Source organism: Micromonospora terminaliae (assembly GCF_009671205.1).
GTDB classification, from domain to species: domain Bacteria; phylum Actinomycetota; class Actinomycetes; order Mycobacteriales; family Micromonosporaceae; genus Micromonospora; species Micromonospora terminaliae.
The window spans coordinates 300,204-314,642 of the sequence record NZ_CP045309.1; the positions used below are offsets into that span (position 1 = coordinate 300,204).

14 protein-coding genes are annotated in these 14,439 nt (G+C 75.4%); 6 read left to right on the forward strand and 8 right to left on the reverse strand.

Translation table 11 applies throughout. The annotated features are described in order from the left end of the window. Positions 1-53 precede the first annotated feature (53 nt). A complete protein-coding gene (locus GCE86_RS01420) occupies positions 54-3,707 on the forward strand; it encodes a SpoIIE family protein phosphatase (RefSeq protein WP_154225219.1) in 3,654 nt (1,217 codons plus the stop codon). A 22-nt stretch (positions 3,708-3,729) separates the two neighbouring features. Here the strand turns inward: GCE86_RS01420 and GCE86_RS01425 are convergent, their stop codons facing one another. Then, positions 3,730-4,044, reverse strand: a complete 315-nt coding sequence (locus GCE86_RS01425) for an STAS domain-containing protein (protein WP_167537017.1) — start codon at positions 4,042-4,044, stop codon at positions 3,730-3,732. A gap of 95 nt (positions 4,045-4,139) precedes the next feature. Here GCE86_RS01425 and map point away from each other — a divergent pair, with 95 nt between their 5' ends. Together map and GCE86_RS01435 are read left to right on the forward strand one after the other, a co-directional pair. Further along, on the forward strand, positions 4,140-4,997 hold the full coding sequence (map, locus tag GCE86_RS01430) for a type I methionyl aminopeptidase (RefSeq protein ID WP_154225221.1): 858 nt from the start codon (positions 4,140-4,142) through the stop codon (positions 4,995-4,997). Then, the gene (locus tag GCE86_RS01435) at positions 4,994-5,710 is read left to right on the forward strand and encodes a VIT1/CCC1 transporter family protein (RefSeq protein ID WP_091268570.1); all 717 of its coding nucleotides are present in this window, start codon (positions 4,994-4,996) and stop codon (positions 5,708-5,710) included. The genes map and GCE86_RS01435 overlap by 4 nt, the downstream gene beginning before the upstream one ends. Before the next feature lie 9 nt (positions 5,711-5,719). Here the strand turns inward: GCE86_RS01435 and GCE86_RS01440 are convergent, their stop codons facing one another. The 7 genes from GCE86_RS01440 to GCE86_RS01470 form a co-directional block, all read right to left on the reverse strand. Further along, positions 5,720-6,457, reverse strand: coding sequence for a nucleotidyltransferase domain-containing protein (locus tag GCE86_RS01440; protein ID WP_154225222.1), 738 nt, complete (start codon positions 6,455-6,457; stop codon positions 5,720-5,722). 109 nt (positions 6,458-6,566) lie between these two features. Then, positions 6,567-7,055: a nitroreductase/quinone reductase family protein gene (locus GCE86_RS01445; RefSeq protein ID WP_154225223.1), complete on the reverse strand. Its 489-nt coding sequence runs from the start codon at positions 7,053-7,055 to the stop codon at positions 6,567-6,569. Positions 7,056-7,113: 58 nt separating this feature from the next. Then, a complete protein-coding gene (locus tag GCE86_RS01450) occupies positions 7,114-9,801 on the reverse strand; it encodes an FtsX-like permease family protein (RefSeq protein WP_154225224.1) in 2,688 nt (895 codons plus the stop codon). Next, complete coding sequence (locus GCE86_RS01455; RefSeq protein ID WP_204342271.1) at positions 9,798-10,520, reverse strand: ABC transporter ATP-binding protein; 723 nt, start codon at positions 10,518-10,520, stop codon at positions 9,798-9,800. The genes GCE86_RS01450 and GCE86_RS01455 overlap by 4 nt, the downstream gene beginning before the upstream one ends. 20 nt (positions 10,521-10,540) lie before the next feature. Continuing rightward, entirely contained in the window at positions 10,541-11,122 is a 582-nt protein-coding gene (locus GCE86_RS01460; protein ID WP_154225226.1) for a PadR family transcriptional regulator, read from the reverse strand. Positions 11,123-11,192: 70 nt separating this feature from the next. Further along, entirely contained in the window at positions 11,193-11,633 is a 441-nt protein-coding gene (locus GCE86_RS01465; protein ID WP_154225227.1) for a ferritin-like domain-containing protein, read from the reverse strand. Then, positions 11,630-12,079 (reverse strand): hypothetical protein, encoded by a 450-nt coding sequence (locus tag GCE86_RS01470; RefSeq protein ID WP_204342356.1) that lies wholly within the window; start codon positions 12,077-12,079, stop codon positions 11,630-11,632. Before GCE86_RS01470 ends, GCE86_RS01465 begins: the two co-directional genes overlap by 4 nt. Before the next feature lie 266 nt (positions 12,080-12,345). Here GCE86_RS01470 and rimP point away from each other — a divergent pair, with 266 nt between their 5' ends. Genes rimP through GCE86_RS01485 form a run of 3 tightly spaced genes read left to right on the forward strand, consistent with a single transcriptional unit; the run spans position 12,346 to position 14,394 of the window. After that, positions 12,346-13,002 carry a ribosome maturation factor RimP gene (gene rimP, locus GCE86_RS01475; protein ID WP_154225228.1) on the forward strand — a complete coding sequence of 219 codons (657 nt, stop codon included), beginning with the start codon at positions 12,346-12,348 and terminating at the stop codon, positions 13,000-13,002. Further along, the gene (gene nusA / locus GCE86_RS01480; RefSeq protein WP_154225229.1) at positions 12,999-14,042 is read left to right on the forward strand and encodes a transcription termination factor NusA; all 1,044 of its coding nucleotides are present in this window, start codon (positions 12,999-13,001) and stop codon (positions 14,040-14,042) included. The genes rimP and nusA overlap by 4 nt, the downstream gene beginning before the upstream one ends. Before the next feature lie 16 nt (positions 14,043-14,058). Next, entirely contained in the window at positions 14,059-14,394 is a 336-nt protein-coding gene (locus tag GCE86_RS01485; RefSeq protein ID WP_154225230.1) for a YlxR family protein, read from the forward strand. The last annotated feature ends 45 nt before the right edge of the window (positions 14,395-14,439 follow it).

Here is a 14,439-nt window from a genome sequence, read left to right on the forward strand (position 1 = left end):
GACCGGCGTGCTCGCGCCGGTCGTCGTGGACATTGGCCGAAGCGGGAGGCTGCATGGGCTCGGCCCAGGGGGGCGGGGACGTCGAGCGTTCGTCCTCGGGGACCGGGGAGGCCAAACTCTCTCCACTGCTGACCGCGGCGTTCGCCGCCGGCGGCGAGATGGGCGAGCGGCTGCGCGGCTTCGACTGGTCCGCCACCCCGCTCGGCGCCCCGCACCGCTGGTCCCCGGGGCTCTCCCACGCGATCAGCACGATGCTCTCCTCCCGGGCCCAGATCGTGCTGTTCTGGGGACCGGACCATCTGGCCTTCTACAACGACGCCTACCGGCCCACCATCGGCGACAAGCACCCGGCCGTCCTCGGCCAGTCGGCGCGCCGGCACTGGGCGGAGACCTGGGACGTGCTGGGGCCGCTGCTCGACGGGGTGCAGCGCACCGGCGTGCCCTACCGCGGCGCGGACCACCCCTTCGTGCTCAACCGGCACGGCTTCCTGGAGGACGTCTACTTCGACATCTCGTACGACCCGATCCGGGACGCCGACGGCAGCGTCAGCGGGGTGTTCTGCTTCGTCAACGAGACCACCGGGCGGGTGGTCGGCGAGCGCCGGCTGCGGGCCCTGGCCGAGCTGGGCACCGAGCTGGCCGACGTGCGCAGCACCGTGGAGCTGGGCCGGACCGTCGCCCGGGTGCTTGACACGCACCGGGCCGACGTGCCGTTCAGCGCCGTCTGGCTGCACGACGAGGACGGCGTCCCGGCGCTGGCCGGATGCGCCGGGCTCAACCCGGCGACGCTCGCCGGTGGGCCGCCGCGCCCCGGCGGCGCCGCGGAGCCCCGCTGGATCCCCACGGCGGACCTGCTCGGCACGGTGCCGCCGGACGCCGCCGACCGGGCGCTGCTGCTGCCGCTGACCGCCGTCAACGAGCCGGCCGGCATGCTGCTGCTCGGGGTGGCCCGGCGGCTGCCCTTCACCGACGACTACCGCCACTTCACCGACCTGGTCGCCGCCCAGATCTCCCGGGCGGTGGACAAGCAGCGGGCGTACGAGCACGAGCGCGCCCGGGCCGCCGCCCTCGCCGCCCTGGACCGCGCCAAGACCAACTTCTTCGCCAACGTGAGCCACGAGTTCCGCACCCCGCTCACGCTCGTGCTCGGGCCGCTGGAGGACCTGCTCGCCGACCGCGGCGTGCCCGAGGCGTACCTCGACCGGCTGACCGTGATGCACCGCAACGCGCTGCGCCTCCTCAAGCTGGTCAACACCGTGCTCGACTTCTCCCGGCTGGAGTCCGGCCGGCTGAGCGCCCGCTACCAGCCCACCGACCTGGCCGACTACACCTCCCGGCTGGCCAGCACCTTCCGCTCCGCCACCGAACGGGCCGGATTGCGCCTCGTCGTGGACTGCCCGCCGCTGCCCTCGCCGGTCTACGTCGACCGGGACATGTGGGAGAAGATCGTCCTCAACCTGGTGTCGAACGCGGTCAAGTTCACCTTCGACGGCGAGATCCGGGTCCGGGTCCGCGCCGACGCCGGTGCCGCCGTGCTGGAGGTCGCCGACACCGGCGTCGGCATCGCGCCGGAGGAGCTGCCGCAGGTGTTCGAGCGGTTCCACCGGGTGCCGGGCGCCCGGGCCCGCACCCACGAGGGCACCGGCATCGGCCTCGCCCTGGTGCGCGAGCTCGTCGAGATGCACGGCGGCACGGTCGAGGCCCGCAGCGTCGTCGACGGCGGGACCACCTTCACGATCACCGTGCCGTTCGGCTACGCGCACCTGCCCGCCGACCAGGTCTCGGCCCTCGCCCCGGTGCCGCCGGCCGAGCCGGAGCAGGCCCGGCTCTACGTCGCCGAGACGGCGCTCTGGACCGACGACGTGGCCCGGCCCGGAGGGCTGCCGGAGCCCGCCGGGGTGCCCGGGGGAGCGGGCCGCATCCTGGTCGCCGACGACAACGCGGACCTGCGCGAGCACGTCAGCCGGCTGCTCTCCCCGGCGTACGAGGTGATCACCGTGCCGGACGGCGTGGAGGCGCTCCGGCAGGCCGTCGACTCCCCGTTCGACCTGGTGCTGACCGACGTGATGATGCCCCGGCTGGACGGCTTCGGGCTGGTCACCGCGCTGCGCGCCAACCCGGTCACCCGGCACGTGCCGATCGTGCTGCTCTCCGCCCGGGCCGGCGCGGCCGAGGAGGTCGCCGGCCTGTCGGTCGGCGCCGACGACTACCTCACCAAGCCCTTCTCCAGCCAGGAGCTCATCGCCCGGGTCCGGGCCAACGTCGAGCTGGGCCAGCTCCGCGGCCAGATCATCCGCCGGCTCCGGGCGCTCGCCGACGCGGCCGTGGCCATCAACACCGCCCGGACCACCACCGAGGTGGTGCAGGTCGCCGCGCGGCACGCGCTCAGCCTGGCCGAGGCCGGCCGCGTCGTGGTCACCGCCCCCGGCGCGCGCTACGAGGTGGACGGCGGCGGGGACGTGCCCGCCGAGCCGTCGGTGGTGCTCCCGCTGACCGGCACGACCGACGAGCAGCTCGGCGAGCTGCGGGTCTGGCGGCGGGAAGGCGGCGGCACCGAGCAGGCGGCGCTCACCGAGCTGGCCCGGCTGGTCGGGGTGCGGCTGGAGAACGCCCGGCTCTACGAGGCCGAGCACCGGATCGCCACCACCCTCCAGCACAGCCTCCTGCCGCGTACCCTGCCGCAGCTGCCCGGCGCCGTGGTCGCCAGCCGCTACCTGCCGGGCAGCGCCGACGTCGAGGTCGGCGGCGACTGGTACGACGTGATCGGCGCCCCCGACGACGAGCTGGTACTGGTCATCGGCGACGTGGTCGGCAAGGGGGTTCGGGCCGCTGCCGCCATGGGCCAGCTCCGCAACGCGCTCCGGGCGTACGTGCTGGAGGGCTACGACCCGGGCGAGGCGCTGACCCGGCTCAACCGGCTGGTCGGCTCGACCGAGGGTGGGTCGTTCGCCACCGTGGTCTGCCTCCGCTTCGCACCGCGCACCGGCCGGCTCCGGTACGCCAGCGCGGGCCATCCCTCGCCCCTGCTGATCCGAGGAGGTGACGCCGTGTTCCTGCACGATCGGGCGCTCGGGCCGCCGGTCGGGGCGATCCCCGGCACGGTGTACGGGACGGTCGACGGCGAGCTGGCCCCCGGCGGCCGGCTGCTGCTCTACACCGACGGGCTGATCGAGGACCGGCAGGCCGGCATCGACGCCGGCCTCGGCCAGCTGCGGGCGGACGCGACCACCCCGGGCGAGCACGTGGCCGATCTGGTCGACGCGGTGGTCGAGCGGGTCGCCGCGCGGACGCGGCACGACGACGTGGCGGTGCTCGCGCTGGAGGCGACCGAGCTGAACCGCTTCGTGCTGCGGCTGCCGGCCGATCCGACCCGGCTCAGCGTGCTGCGCAAGCGGCTGGAGGACTTCCTGATCGCCCACCACGTGGGCGAGACCGACCTGTTCGACCTCACGGTGGCCATCTCCGAGGCCGCCGCCAACGCCATCGAACACCCGGTTGCCCCGGCCGAGCCCATGATCGGCGTCGAGGTGACCATCGAGGACCGGACGGTGACCGCCACGGTCCGGGACAGCGGCAGCTGGCGGGAGTCGACCGGGTCGAGTTTCCGGGGCCGGGGGCTCGCGCTCATCGAGGCGCTCGGCGAGATGACCGTGACCCGCTCCGACGACGGCACCGAGCTGGTGCTGCGCCGCCGGCTGACGGACTGAACCCGCGGCGGTCGGCGGCGGCTCAGTCCTGCGCCAGCCAGCCCTGCTCGCCCAGGCCGGAGATCTCCAGCACCCGCCGCACCTGCCGGGACGGCAACACGGTGAACGTGCCGGAGAACTGCTGGGCCAGCCGGACCACGGCGTGGATCGCGGCCGAGTCGAAGAAGGTCACGGCGCGCAGGTCGAGCGTGACGTGACGGGCGGACTCCCGCAGGACCGTCTGGTACATGGTGTCGGCGGTCGCCATGTCGACCTCGCCGGCCACCTGGACGCGCAGTCGATCACCGTCGATCTCCGCTGTCGCGGAGAAGACGGGCGGCTCGCCCCCTTGATCCACGGAGCAACAATGGCACAGCCCTTGCGGTGCGGCAACAACCCGGGCCAACGGGCCGTGGCGGGGGTCACCAGGGGTGCGGCTATAGGCTTGTGGTCATGACCGTCCGTGCGCCGCTGACCCCAGGCACGCTCTCCCCGTGGCGAGCGGTTCCCGCCCACATCCCGCGTCCCGAGTACGTGGGCAAGAAGCGTCCCCAGGAGTGGCGCGGCTCGCACGTCCAGACGCCGGAGACGATCGAGAAGATGCGCGTCGCCAGCCGGCTGGCGGCCCAGGCGACCCAGCTCGCCGGGGAGCACTGCAAGCCGGGGGTGACCACCGACGAGATCGACAAGGTGGTCCACGAGTTCCTCTGCGACCACGGCGCCTACCCGTCGACGTTGGGCTACAAGGGCTTCCCGAAGTCCTGCTGCACCAGCCTCAACGAGGTCATCTGCCACGGCATCCCCGACTCGACGGTGCTCGAGGACGGCGACATCATCAACGTCGACGTGACCGCGTACATCGGCGGGGTGCACGGCGACACCGACGCCACCTTCTGCGTCGGCGAGGTGAGCGAGGAGGCCCGCCTGCTGGTCGAGCGGACCCACGAGGCGATGATGCGCGGCATCAAGGCGGTCGCCCCGGGCCGGCAGATCAATGTGATCGGCCGGGTCATCGAGTCGTACGCCAAGCGGTTCGGCTACGGCGTGGTGCGTGACTTCACCGGCCACGGGATCGGCGAGTCCTTCCACAGCGGCCTGTACGTGCCGCACTACGACAGCCCGCGCCCCACCGACGTGATGGAGCCCGGGATGACCTTCACCGTCGAGCCGATGATCACTCTCGGCACCCACCAGTACGACATGTGGGACGACGGCTGGACCGTGGTCACCAAGGACCGGCGGTGGACGGCGCAGTTCGAGCACACCATCGTCGTGACCGACGACGGCTACGAGATCCTCACCCTGCCGTGACCGACACACCGGCGGCGCTGCGCGAGGCGCACCACGCGGACGTGTCCGGCGGCTGGCTCCGGCCGGCCGTGTTCGGCGCGATGGACGGGTTGGTCACCAACATCGCGCTGATCGCCGGTGTCGGCGGCGGCGGGGTCTCCCCGCGCAGCGTCGTGCTGACCGGCGCGGCCGGGCTGGTGGCCGGTGCCATCTCGATGGGGCTCGGCGAGTACACGAGCGTCCGCTCGGCCAACGAGCAGGTGGCCGCCGAGGTGGCCAAGGAGCGCCGCGAGCTGGAGCGCCACCCCGAGGCGGAGGCCCGCGAGCTGGCCGACGCGTGGGTGGCCCGGGGGCTGCCGCGGGACCTGGCCACCCAGGTCGCCGAGGCGGTCCGGCGCAACCCGGAGGAGGCGCTGCGGGTGCACGTCCGGGAGGAGCTGGGCGTCGACCCCGACGAGCAGCCCAGCCCGTGGGCGGCGGCAATCTCCTCGTTCCTCTGCTTCTCGGTCGGCGCCCTGGTGCCGCTGGTCACCTACCTGCTCGGCTTCACGAGCCTCGCGCTTGCGCTCGCCGTCGGCGGGGTGGGGCTCTTCGTGGCCGGCGCGATCGTGGCCCGGTTCACCAACCGCACCTGGTGGTCCAGTGGGCTGCGGCAGCTGCTGCTCGGTGCCCTGGCCGCCGGTGCCACCTACCTGGTCGGCACCCTGATCGGCATCCAGGGCGGGATCGGCTGACCGGGGGGTTCAACGGGTGAGCAGGTCGTCCACCGTGCCGTCGACGGGGCGGCCCCGGGCGGCCAGCTCCTCGGCCTGGCGGGCCAGCACCCCGCCCACCTCGGTCATGTCGGCCCCGGCCAGGCCGGTACGCCGCACCGCGTCGCCCGGATCGCGGAAGTAGGTGCGGCTCAGCAGACCGTGCACCGTGGCCGCGGCCAGCCGGGCCTCACCCAGCATGAGCAGCGCCGGGTCCGTCTCGTACCACTCGGCCAGCCGCAGCGCCCGGGCGTGGGCCGCGCTGCCCCGGCACCAGGCCTGGCGGGCCGCGGTGGTGAACTCGGCCGGCCGCGCCCGCGCCAGCCGGGCCAGGTGCTCGTCCCGCAGCGTCCGCAGCCAGCCGGTCGGATCGTGCAGGGCGCGAGTGGTGACGTACCGGTCGGCGGTGAGCGGCCAGAGCGCGGTGATCGCCGTGGCCTGCCGCAGGTAGTCGTCGGCCCCGGCCACCGTGAGGTCGACCAGCACCCCGTCGACCCGGCGGGTGGCCGGTGACGGCCCGCCACCCGGCCGGTAGGTGACCACCAGCAGCCCCACCTCGCCGTTGCCGCCGCCGTCGTCGTCGCCGTGCGCGAGCGGGCCGTGCACCGCGACGGCGAGGACGTCCGCCGGGAACCGGCGCAGCGCCGCGTCGCTCACCCGCTCGGCCACCCGCCAGCGGGGATCGTCCAGACTGCGGTCGGTGTCCAGCTCGGCGCCGCCGGCTTCCACGGTCCACCTCCGTTCCGCGCGCGGACCGCCCGGCGGCGGCCCGGCGCGCGTCGACCGACCACCACCCTAGCCAGCGGGACCGGCCCCGCCGGCTCGCCGCGCCCGCCGGTCAGGCAACCGCCTCGCCCGCCGGGACCAGCCGGAACACCCGGAACACCCGGATCTCCCGGCCGCCGGCCCGCTCCACGTAGGTGCGGTAGGCCGGCCACTCGTCGACCAGCCGGGCGAACAACCGCTCCCGCTCCGGGCCGTTGATCGGCTCGGCGCGCACCGGGACCCGGCGGCCCCGCACGTCCACCTCGGCGGCCGGCTGCGCGAGCAGGTTCAGCGACCAGGCGGGCTGGTGCTGCTGCCCCCAGTTCGAGCCGATCACCACGTAGGCGTCGCCGTCCGGCACGTAGAGCAGGGGGTTGCTGCGCGGCTTGCCGGACCGGCGTCCCGTGGTGGTGAGGACCAGCGAGGGCACCAGCCCGAAGGCGACCACCCGCCCCTTCGTGAGCCGGCCGACCAGCCGGTCGGCGGGGACGAGGAGGCGCAAGGTGGCGGCGAACCACTTCTGGTGACCGAGACGACGGGTGAGGGATCCCAGGGCGGACACCCGTCCAGTGTGCCGGGCCGGGCCTCGCCCGCGACACCCTCCGACCGGCTCTGGCGCCTCAGTCCAGCCGTCGCTCCACCGGCAGCCGGGACCGGGTGAGCAGGGCCGCGCCGAGCATGGCCACCAGCGGCACCACCACCAGCACGGTCAGGGTCGACCCGGGCACCACCAGCGGGTACGGCGGCTCCACCGGCCAGGACTGGTCGTACCGGCGGTTGAGTGAGATCAGGATGATGGCCGCCGAGCCGAGGCCGGCGAGGATGCCGAGCACCGAGCCGAGCACCGCGATCACCCCGGCCTGGCAGAGCGACAGCACCCGGCGTACCCGGGGATCGGCCCCGACCGCGGCGAGCGTGGACAGGTCCCGGCGGCCCTCCGCGCCGGCGAGGCCGGTGGCCACCGCGGCCGCGCCCAGGGTGATCACGGCGGCCGCGCCGGCCAGCAGGAGCAGCAGCGGCCGCTGGTCGGACGGCGGGCCGGCCGTCGCCACCTGGACGGCCAGCGGGGCGACCCCGGCCAGGTCGGCGGCCAGCCGGTCCCGCTGGCGGTCGGTGGGCGGGTCGGCGGTGTCGACGAGATAGCCCAGCGGCGCGGCGACCAGGCCGAGCGTGGTGGCCGCCCCCGGCGAGACCACCAGCCGGTCGACCGGAAGGCCGCCTCGCAGCACGTACGCGGGCAGCGTGACCGCGGCGGTCGGGCCGCCGGACCCGTGGCTGACCTCCACCCGCACCCGCCCGTCCACCATCTGGAGGGGATCGGTGACCACGACCCCGCCCGCCGCCAGCATCCGGCGGGCCGCGGCGACCTCCTCGGCCGGTGCGCCGCTGAGCGCGGGCAGCGCCGTCCCGTCGTCCACGAGGGCCGGCAGGTAGAGGTCGCTGGGCTCGCGGAACGACCCCATGCAGCGCGGGTCGCCCCGTGCCGAGGCGGGCGCGGGAGCGAACGGTTCGTACGGGCAGCGCTGCTCGGGCGGGCGCACGGCGCTGGCGAGGCAGTAGTCCTCCGGGTCCGCCGGCCGGGCGCACTCGGGTGCGGCGAGCGGGACCACGGTGGCGCCCGGCAGCACGGCCCCGATCCGCTCCGCCACCTCGGTGGCCGGGGGCAGCGCGCCGGTGGCCGGCCCGTCGGTGCGCTGGAGCAGCACGTGCCCCGGGGGCAGGCCGGGCTGCCAGGCCGCCCGTTGCCGGGCGTCGTCGCTGGCCACGTAGACGCCCAGCGCCACGCTGCCGGCCACCGCCGCCATCACGGCGGAGATGGCCGGCGCGGCCGACGAGCGGTTGCGGCTCGCGTCCCGCAGCGCCAGCCGGGGTGTCAGCGGCAGCAGCCGGCCGATCCGGGCCAGCAGGCCGATCAGCGTCGGGGTGCAGAAGACCAGGCCCAGCTCACCCAGGACCACCCCGGCCAGCACCCCGGTCGGCGTGGTCCGGGCGGCGCCGAACGCGGCCAGCGCGGCGCCGGCCACCGTGAGCAGCAGGCCGAGGACCAGCCAGCGGCCGGGCGGCCGGGGCGGCTCCCGCCGTCCGGCCAGCCCGGCCACCACGTCCTGCCGGGCCGCCGCCCAGGCCGGGGCGAGCGCGGCCAGCACGCCCGCGAGCACCGCCACCGCCACGATCGCCAGGAGCGCCGCCGGGAAGAACCGGTACGCCCCCGACCGCGCGCCCAGCACGTACTGCTCGACCAGCGGCCGGCCGGCGAACGCGGCGCCGATCCCGAGCAGCAGCCCGACGGCCGCGCCGCCCGCGCCGAGCACCACCCCGTCGGCCAGCACGATCCGGCGCAGGTGCGCGGCGTCCCCGCCGGCCACCGCGACCAGGGCGAGGTCCCGCCGCCGGCGGCGGACGCCGACCGCGAAGGCCGGGCCGACCAGCAGCACCACCTCCAGCAGTCCGAGCCCGCCGACCAGCACCGTGTTGCCGGTCTCCTCGGCATCGGGCAGGTCCGGCCCGGTGGCCATCTCGTCCCGGCCGGGCAGCGGGGTCCGGGCGGTCACCAGGATGCCCCGGGAGTTCAACCGGTCGGCCAGCGCCGCGTCCATCGGCCCGGGGAGGTCCACGAGCCAGTTCTCGTCGGTCACGGCGGGCGGCCCGGGCGGCAGCTCCGGGCGGAGCGCGACCACCTCCCGGAGGTTGTCCGGGAACTCCACCACCCCGACCAGCCGGTAGGTGGCACCGTCCACGGTGCGCACCGGCTCGCCCAGCCGGACGCCCAGCCGGCGCAGTGCCGCCGGGCTCACCGCGATCTCGTCGGGGCGGGTGGGCCGCCGCCCCTCCCGCAGGGTCGCCAGCGGCCGGGCGAGCGGGTCCGTCAGGTCGACGGCGCGGGCGTCGAACGACTCGGTCTTCCCGTCGATCCGCACCTCGAACGGCACCCACCAGCGCACTCGGGTGAGGCGGCTGCCGGCCGGCAGCAGCGCACGCACCTCGTCGGCGGTCACCGGGCGGGTGGGCGGCACCGGATCGCCCTGGACCGGCCAGGAGCCCTCACCCCAGGCGTCCTGCGTGATCGGGTTCAGGTCGACCCAGCGCACCATCGCGTCGGCGGCGCCGAGCTGCCGGTCCAGCCGCTCGGCGCGGCTCAGCTCGGCCATGTCGTAGCTCACCGCGGCGAAGCTCAGCCCGAACACCGGCAGCGCGATCATCGCGAGCACCAGGGCGGTACGCCGGCGCGCCCGGCGGGCCTCCCGCCGGGCGATCCGCAGCGCGGCCCGCCACGACCCGAGCGCGGCGGCGAGCCGGCCCCGGCTCACCGACCGCTGCCGCTGAGCAGGTGCTCGACGCCGACGAGCGGAGCCGTCGAGTCGACCAGCACCCCGTCGCGCAGGAACACCACCCGGTCCGCCCAGCCCGCGTGCCGCGCCTCGTGGGTGACCAGGACCCCGGCCGCGCCCGCGTCCACCCGGCGGCGCAGCAGGTGCAGCACCGCCTCGCCGGCCTGCGAGTCGAGCGCGCCGGTGGGTTCGTCGGCGAGGACCAGCCGGCGCTCGCCCACCAGGGCGCGGGCGATCGCCACCCGCTGCTGCTGGCCGCCGGACATCTGGTCGGGGAACCGGTCCGCCAGCCCGGCGACGTCCACCTCGGCGAGTGCGGCCAGGGCCAGCCGGCGGGCCGCCCGGACGCCGGCGCCGTCCAGTTCGAGGGGGAGCGCCACGTTCTCCACGGCGGTGAGGCTGCCGAGCAGGTTCAGGTCCTGGAAGACGTAGCCGATCCGGCGGCGGCGCAGCCGCCCCAGGTCGCGGGCCGGCAGGCCGCCGAGGGACTCGCCCTCGACCACCACCTCCCCGGCGGTCGGCCGGTCCAGCCCGCCGGCCAGCGCGAGCAGGGTGGACTTTCCCGAGCCCGAGGGTCCCATGACCGCCACCAGCTCCCCGGCCGCCACGGACAGGCTCACCCCGCGCAGCGCGTGCACGGCCGCCTCTCCGGCGCCGTGGGTCCGGTGCACGCCCCGCAGTTCCAGCACACCGCTCAAGGGTTCACCTCCTGCCGCCGTCACCGGCGGGCCTCGTCGCCGGCCCGGTCCACCGCCTCGGGGTGGGTGGCCGGCCGGCTCGGCGCCGGGCGGTGACGGACCAGGCTGGTCTCGCAGTGGTCGAGCCAGCGGACCTCGGCCTCGGCCTGGAAGATCATCGCGTCCAGCACCAGGCGCCAGGGCAGATCCTCCGGCTTGTCACTGGCGTACTTCAACCGGGTGAACTCCTGCAGGGCCCGCATGGTGGCGCTGCGCTGGGTCTGCACCACCGCGCGGACGTCGACGCCGGGGGTGGTCAGCGCCAGGGCCAGCTTGATCGAGAGCTCGTCCCGGGGCCGGTCGGCGCGGCTGATCGGGGTGGCGAACCAGAGCGCCAGGTCCGCCCGCCCGGCGTCGGTGATCTCGTACGGCCGCTGCCCGGCCTCGCTCTCCGGCAGGGAACGGACCAGGCCGTCGCGCTCCAGCCGGGACAGGGTCGTGTACACCTGCCCGATGTTCAGCGGCCAGGTCGATCCGGTCGACTCCTCGAACGCGGAGCGGAGCTGGTAGCCGTACATCTGGCCGCGCTCGAGCAGGGCGAGCAGGCCGTGGCGGATGGACATGGCCAGGAGTATGCATACCTGGTATGCGGTCCGCAACCGCAGGGCTCCGGCGGGTGACCGGGGGCCCCGCTCAGACCTGCCGGCCGGGGAACGGAACCGTGAGCGGGGTCACGCCCGCGGTGCGCCGCCAGCGGGTGGCCCGCAGCGCGCAGTCGGTGAGCGCCGCGAGGGCCTTGTTCCGGTCCGCGCCGGTGGTGTGCGGCAACGCCGCCCGCCAGTGGCCGGCCGTCCGCTCCTCGATCTCCACGGCCAGCTTGAGGGCGCTCGCCGGGTCGGTCACCGGGTAGGGCAGCGCGTAGCCGGCCCGGTCGGCGGGGACCTGGCCGCCGCCCGCGCTGAGCTGGAGGACGAGGGCGTCCCGGCGGGACCGGTGGGCCGCCTCGGCGGCGCGGGCGGCGGAACGGGCCGCCTCGGTCAGGTGCACCCCGATCACCCCGTACGCCCAGATCGCCGCGTACTCGGCGGCGAGCGCGTCGCCGAGGGCCTGGGCCGGGCCGCTGGTCGGGCTCACTTCAACGCCTCCAGGTGGGTCGCCCGGGCCGCCGCGATCGACCCGAGCAGCGCGGCCCGCTCGGCGGGCGCGGCGGCGCACGCCTTCGCGGCGTTGTCCCGCCCGGCCTGCTCGGCCTGCCGCAGCTCGGTCCGGACGGTGTCCGGGTCGGCGGCGGCCGCCGAGGGGCTGGCGGCCGGGCTGCCGGACGGCGCCGGCCGGCCGATGACCTTGCGCAGCTCCTCGGCGTGCGCCCGGTGCGCGTCGGCGATCGCGGTGAGCCGCTCGGCGAGCGCCGGGACGGCGGTGGCCGCGGCCCGGTAGCGGGCCTCCAGGGCGGTGGCCTCGGCCGCGACCGGCTCCAGCGGATCGGGGAGCCGGGACTCGTCGTCGCGGTCGAAAAGATCACAACCGGTCAGCGGCACGGCCGCGCCGCCGAGCGCCACCAGCGCCCCGGCGCGCAGCAGCGCACGCCGGGAATGCCCCGGTGCGCCCTGATCCGATGTCGTTCTGCGGGTCACCACCGGACAAGTCAACACCATCCGTGGCGCGCTGTGGGCCAGTGGCGTCGGTGCGCCGCCCGGGCCGCCGCCTCGCCCGCGCGTTACGCTCTGCGCAGCCACCGGGCGCGGACGCCCCGGTGGCGTGCCGGCATGGCGGGCCGATCGGTCCGTCCGAGCAGTGACACGACGGGTCCTCCGGGGCCCGTGGCAACAGCAGAGAGGTGCGCCGAATGACGCAGCGTGGCCGTGCCACCCGGCCGACGGGGCCCTCGGGACGCCCCCGCCGGTCCGACGGCCCCCGTGGCGGGGACCGGGGCGGCGCACCCCGCGGCGACCTGAACGCGCGCCGGGCCCGGCTGCGCGAGGTGATCGAGCCGGTGGTCACCGCCGCCGGCTACGACCTGGAGGACCTCTCCGTGTCCCGCGCCGGCCGCCGGCACGTGGTCCGGGTGATCGTGGACGCCGACGGCGGGATCAACCTGGACGCCGTCGCGGACGTCTCCCGGGCGGTCTCGGCGGCGCTGGACGCCGCCGAGGAGACCGGCGGCGACATCGTGGCCGGCGAGTACCAGCTCGAGGTCAGCTCGCCCGGCGTGGACCGCCCGCTCACCCTGCCCCGGCACTGGCGGCGCAACGCCGGCCGGCTGGTCAAGGTGACCGTCCACGGCCCGGAGGGCGACCGGCAGGTCACCGGCCGGATCGCCGCCGCCGACGACGAGCGCGTGGCGCTGGAGACCGACGCCGGCCGGGTGGAGCACCCGTACGCCGAGCTGGGGCCCGGCCGGGTCCAGGTGGAGTTCACCCGCCTGGACGAGGTGGCCGACGAGGACTTCGGTGACGACACCGACACTGACGACGACGAAGATGTGGAGGACGAGGAGAGGTGAACATCGACCTCGCGGCGCTGCGCGCACTGGAGCGCGAGCGGGAGATCCCGTTCGACACGATCCTCGCGGCGATCGAGACCGCGCTGCTGACCGCCTACCGGCACACCGACGGCGCCGAGCCGCACGCCCGGGTGGAGATCGACCGCAAGACCGGGGCCGCCTCGGTGTACGCCCAGGAGGTGGACGCCGACGGCGGCGTCGTCCGGGAGTGGGACGACACCCCGCACGACTTCGGCCGGATCGCGGCCATGACCGCCAAGCAGGTGATCCTCCAGCGGCTGCGGGAGGCCACCGACGAGGTGCACTTCGGCGAGTACGTCGGCCGCGACGGCGACCTGGTCACCGGTGTGGTGCAGGCGCACGAGGCGCGGGCCGAGAAGGGCATCGTCAGCGTCGACCTGGGCAAGCTGGAGGGCGTCCTGCCCCAGTCCGAGCAGGTCCCCGGCGAGCGGTACGCCCACGGCGAGCGGATCCGCTGCGTCGTGGTGCACGTGGCCAAGGGAATGCGCGGCCCGCAGATCACGTTGTCCCGTTCGCACCCGGCGCTGGTGAAGAAGCTCTTCGCCCTGGAGGTGCCGGAGATCGCCGACGGCACCGTCGAGATCGGCGCCATCGCGCGTGAGGCGGGTCACCGCACCAAGATCGCGGTGCGCTCGACCGTCCCGGGGGTCAACGCCAAGGGCGCCTGTATCGGCCCCATGGGCCAGCGGGTCCGCGCGGTCATGAGCGAGCTGCACGGCGAGAAGATCGACATCATCGACTGGTCGGACGACCCGGCCACCTTCGTCGGCAACGCGCTCTCGCCGGCCAAGGCGCTGCGGGTCGAGGTGGTCGACCTGGCCAGCCGTACCGCCCGGGTCACCGTCCCGGACTTCCAGCTCTCGCTGGCGATCGGGCGGGAGGGGCAGAATGCCCGGCTCGCGGCCCGGTTGACCGGTTGGCGGATCGACATCCGCTCCGACGCGGAGCAGAGCGGGGCGGCCGGCCGGGGCGGAGCTGATCACGTTCCCGAGGCGGGCGGCGCGATCTCGAGCAGCTAGGGGTAGACTTCCTCCAGTGGCACGACGCGCGCTGCCGGAGCGCACCTGTGTGGGCTGCCGGAAGCGAGCGCCGGCCAGCGAGTTGCTGCGAATCGTCGCGATCGGAGACGAGGCTGGTCATTACAGCCTCCGGCCCGATCCGGCTCGCAGACTGCCGGGTCGGGGAGCGAACATGCACCCGGATCCGGCCTGCTTCGCGCAGGCGGTGCGGCGCCGCGCCTTCGGGCGGGCACTGCGCATCACCGGGGTCCTCGACCACGGTCCGCTCGCGGAGCACGTTGACGCGCAAACCCCGACGACCGGTCAACCCGACCGGTCGAGGGTCGCTAGCAAGGTAGGACGACCGACATGAGCACACGATGAAGTCCCTGAAATGACCAGGCTTCAAGTGCACGAG

What these genes read in the sequence shown, in the direction of transcription:
- GCE86_RS01460 (WP_154225226.1), bottom strand. Translation starts at nt 11,122, where the DNA reads ATGTCCATCCGCCACGGCCTGCTCGCCCTGCTCGAGCGCGGCCAGATG.
- GCE86_RS01420 (WP_154225219.1), top strand. Translation starts at nt 54, where the DNA reads ATGGGCTCGGCCCAGGGGGGCGGGGACGTCGAGCGTTCGTCCTCGGGG.
- rimP (WP_154225228.1), top strand. Translation starts at nt 12,346, where the DNA reads ATGACGCAGCGTGGCCGTGCCACCCGGCCGACGGGGCCCTCGGGACGC.
- map (WP_154225221.1), top strand. Translation starts at nt 4,140, where the DNA reads ATGACCGTCCGTGCGCCGCTGACCCCAGGCACGCTCTCCCCGTGGCGA.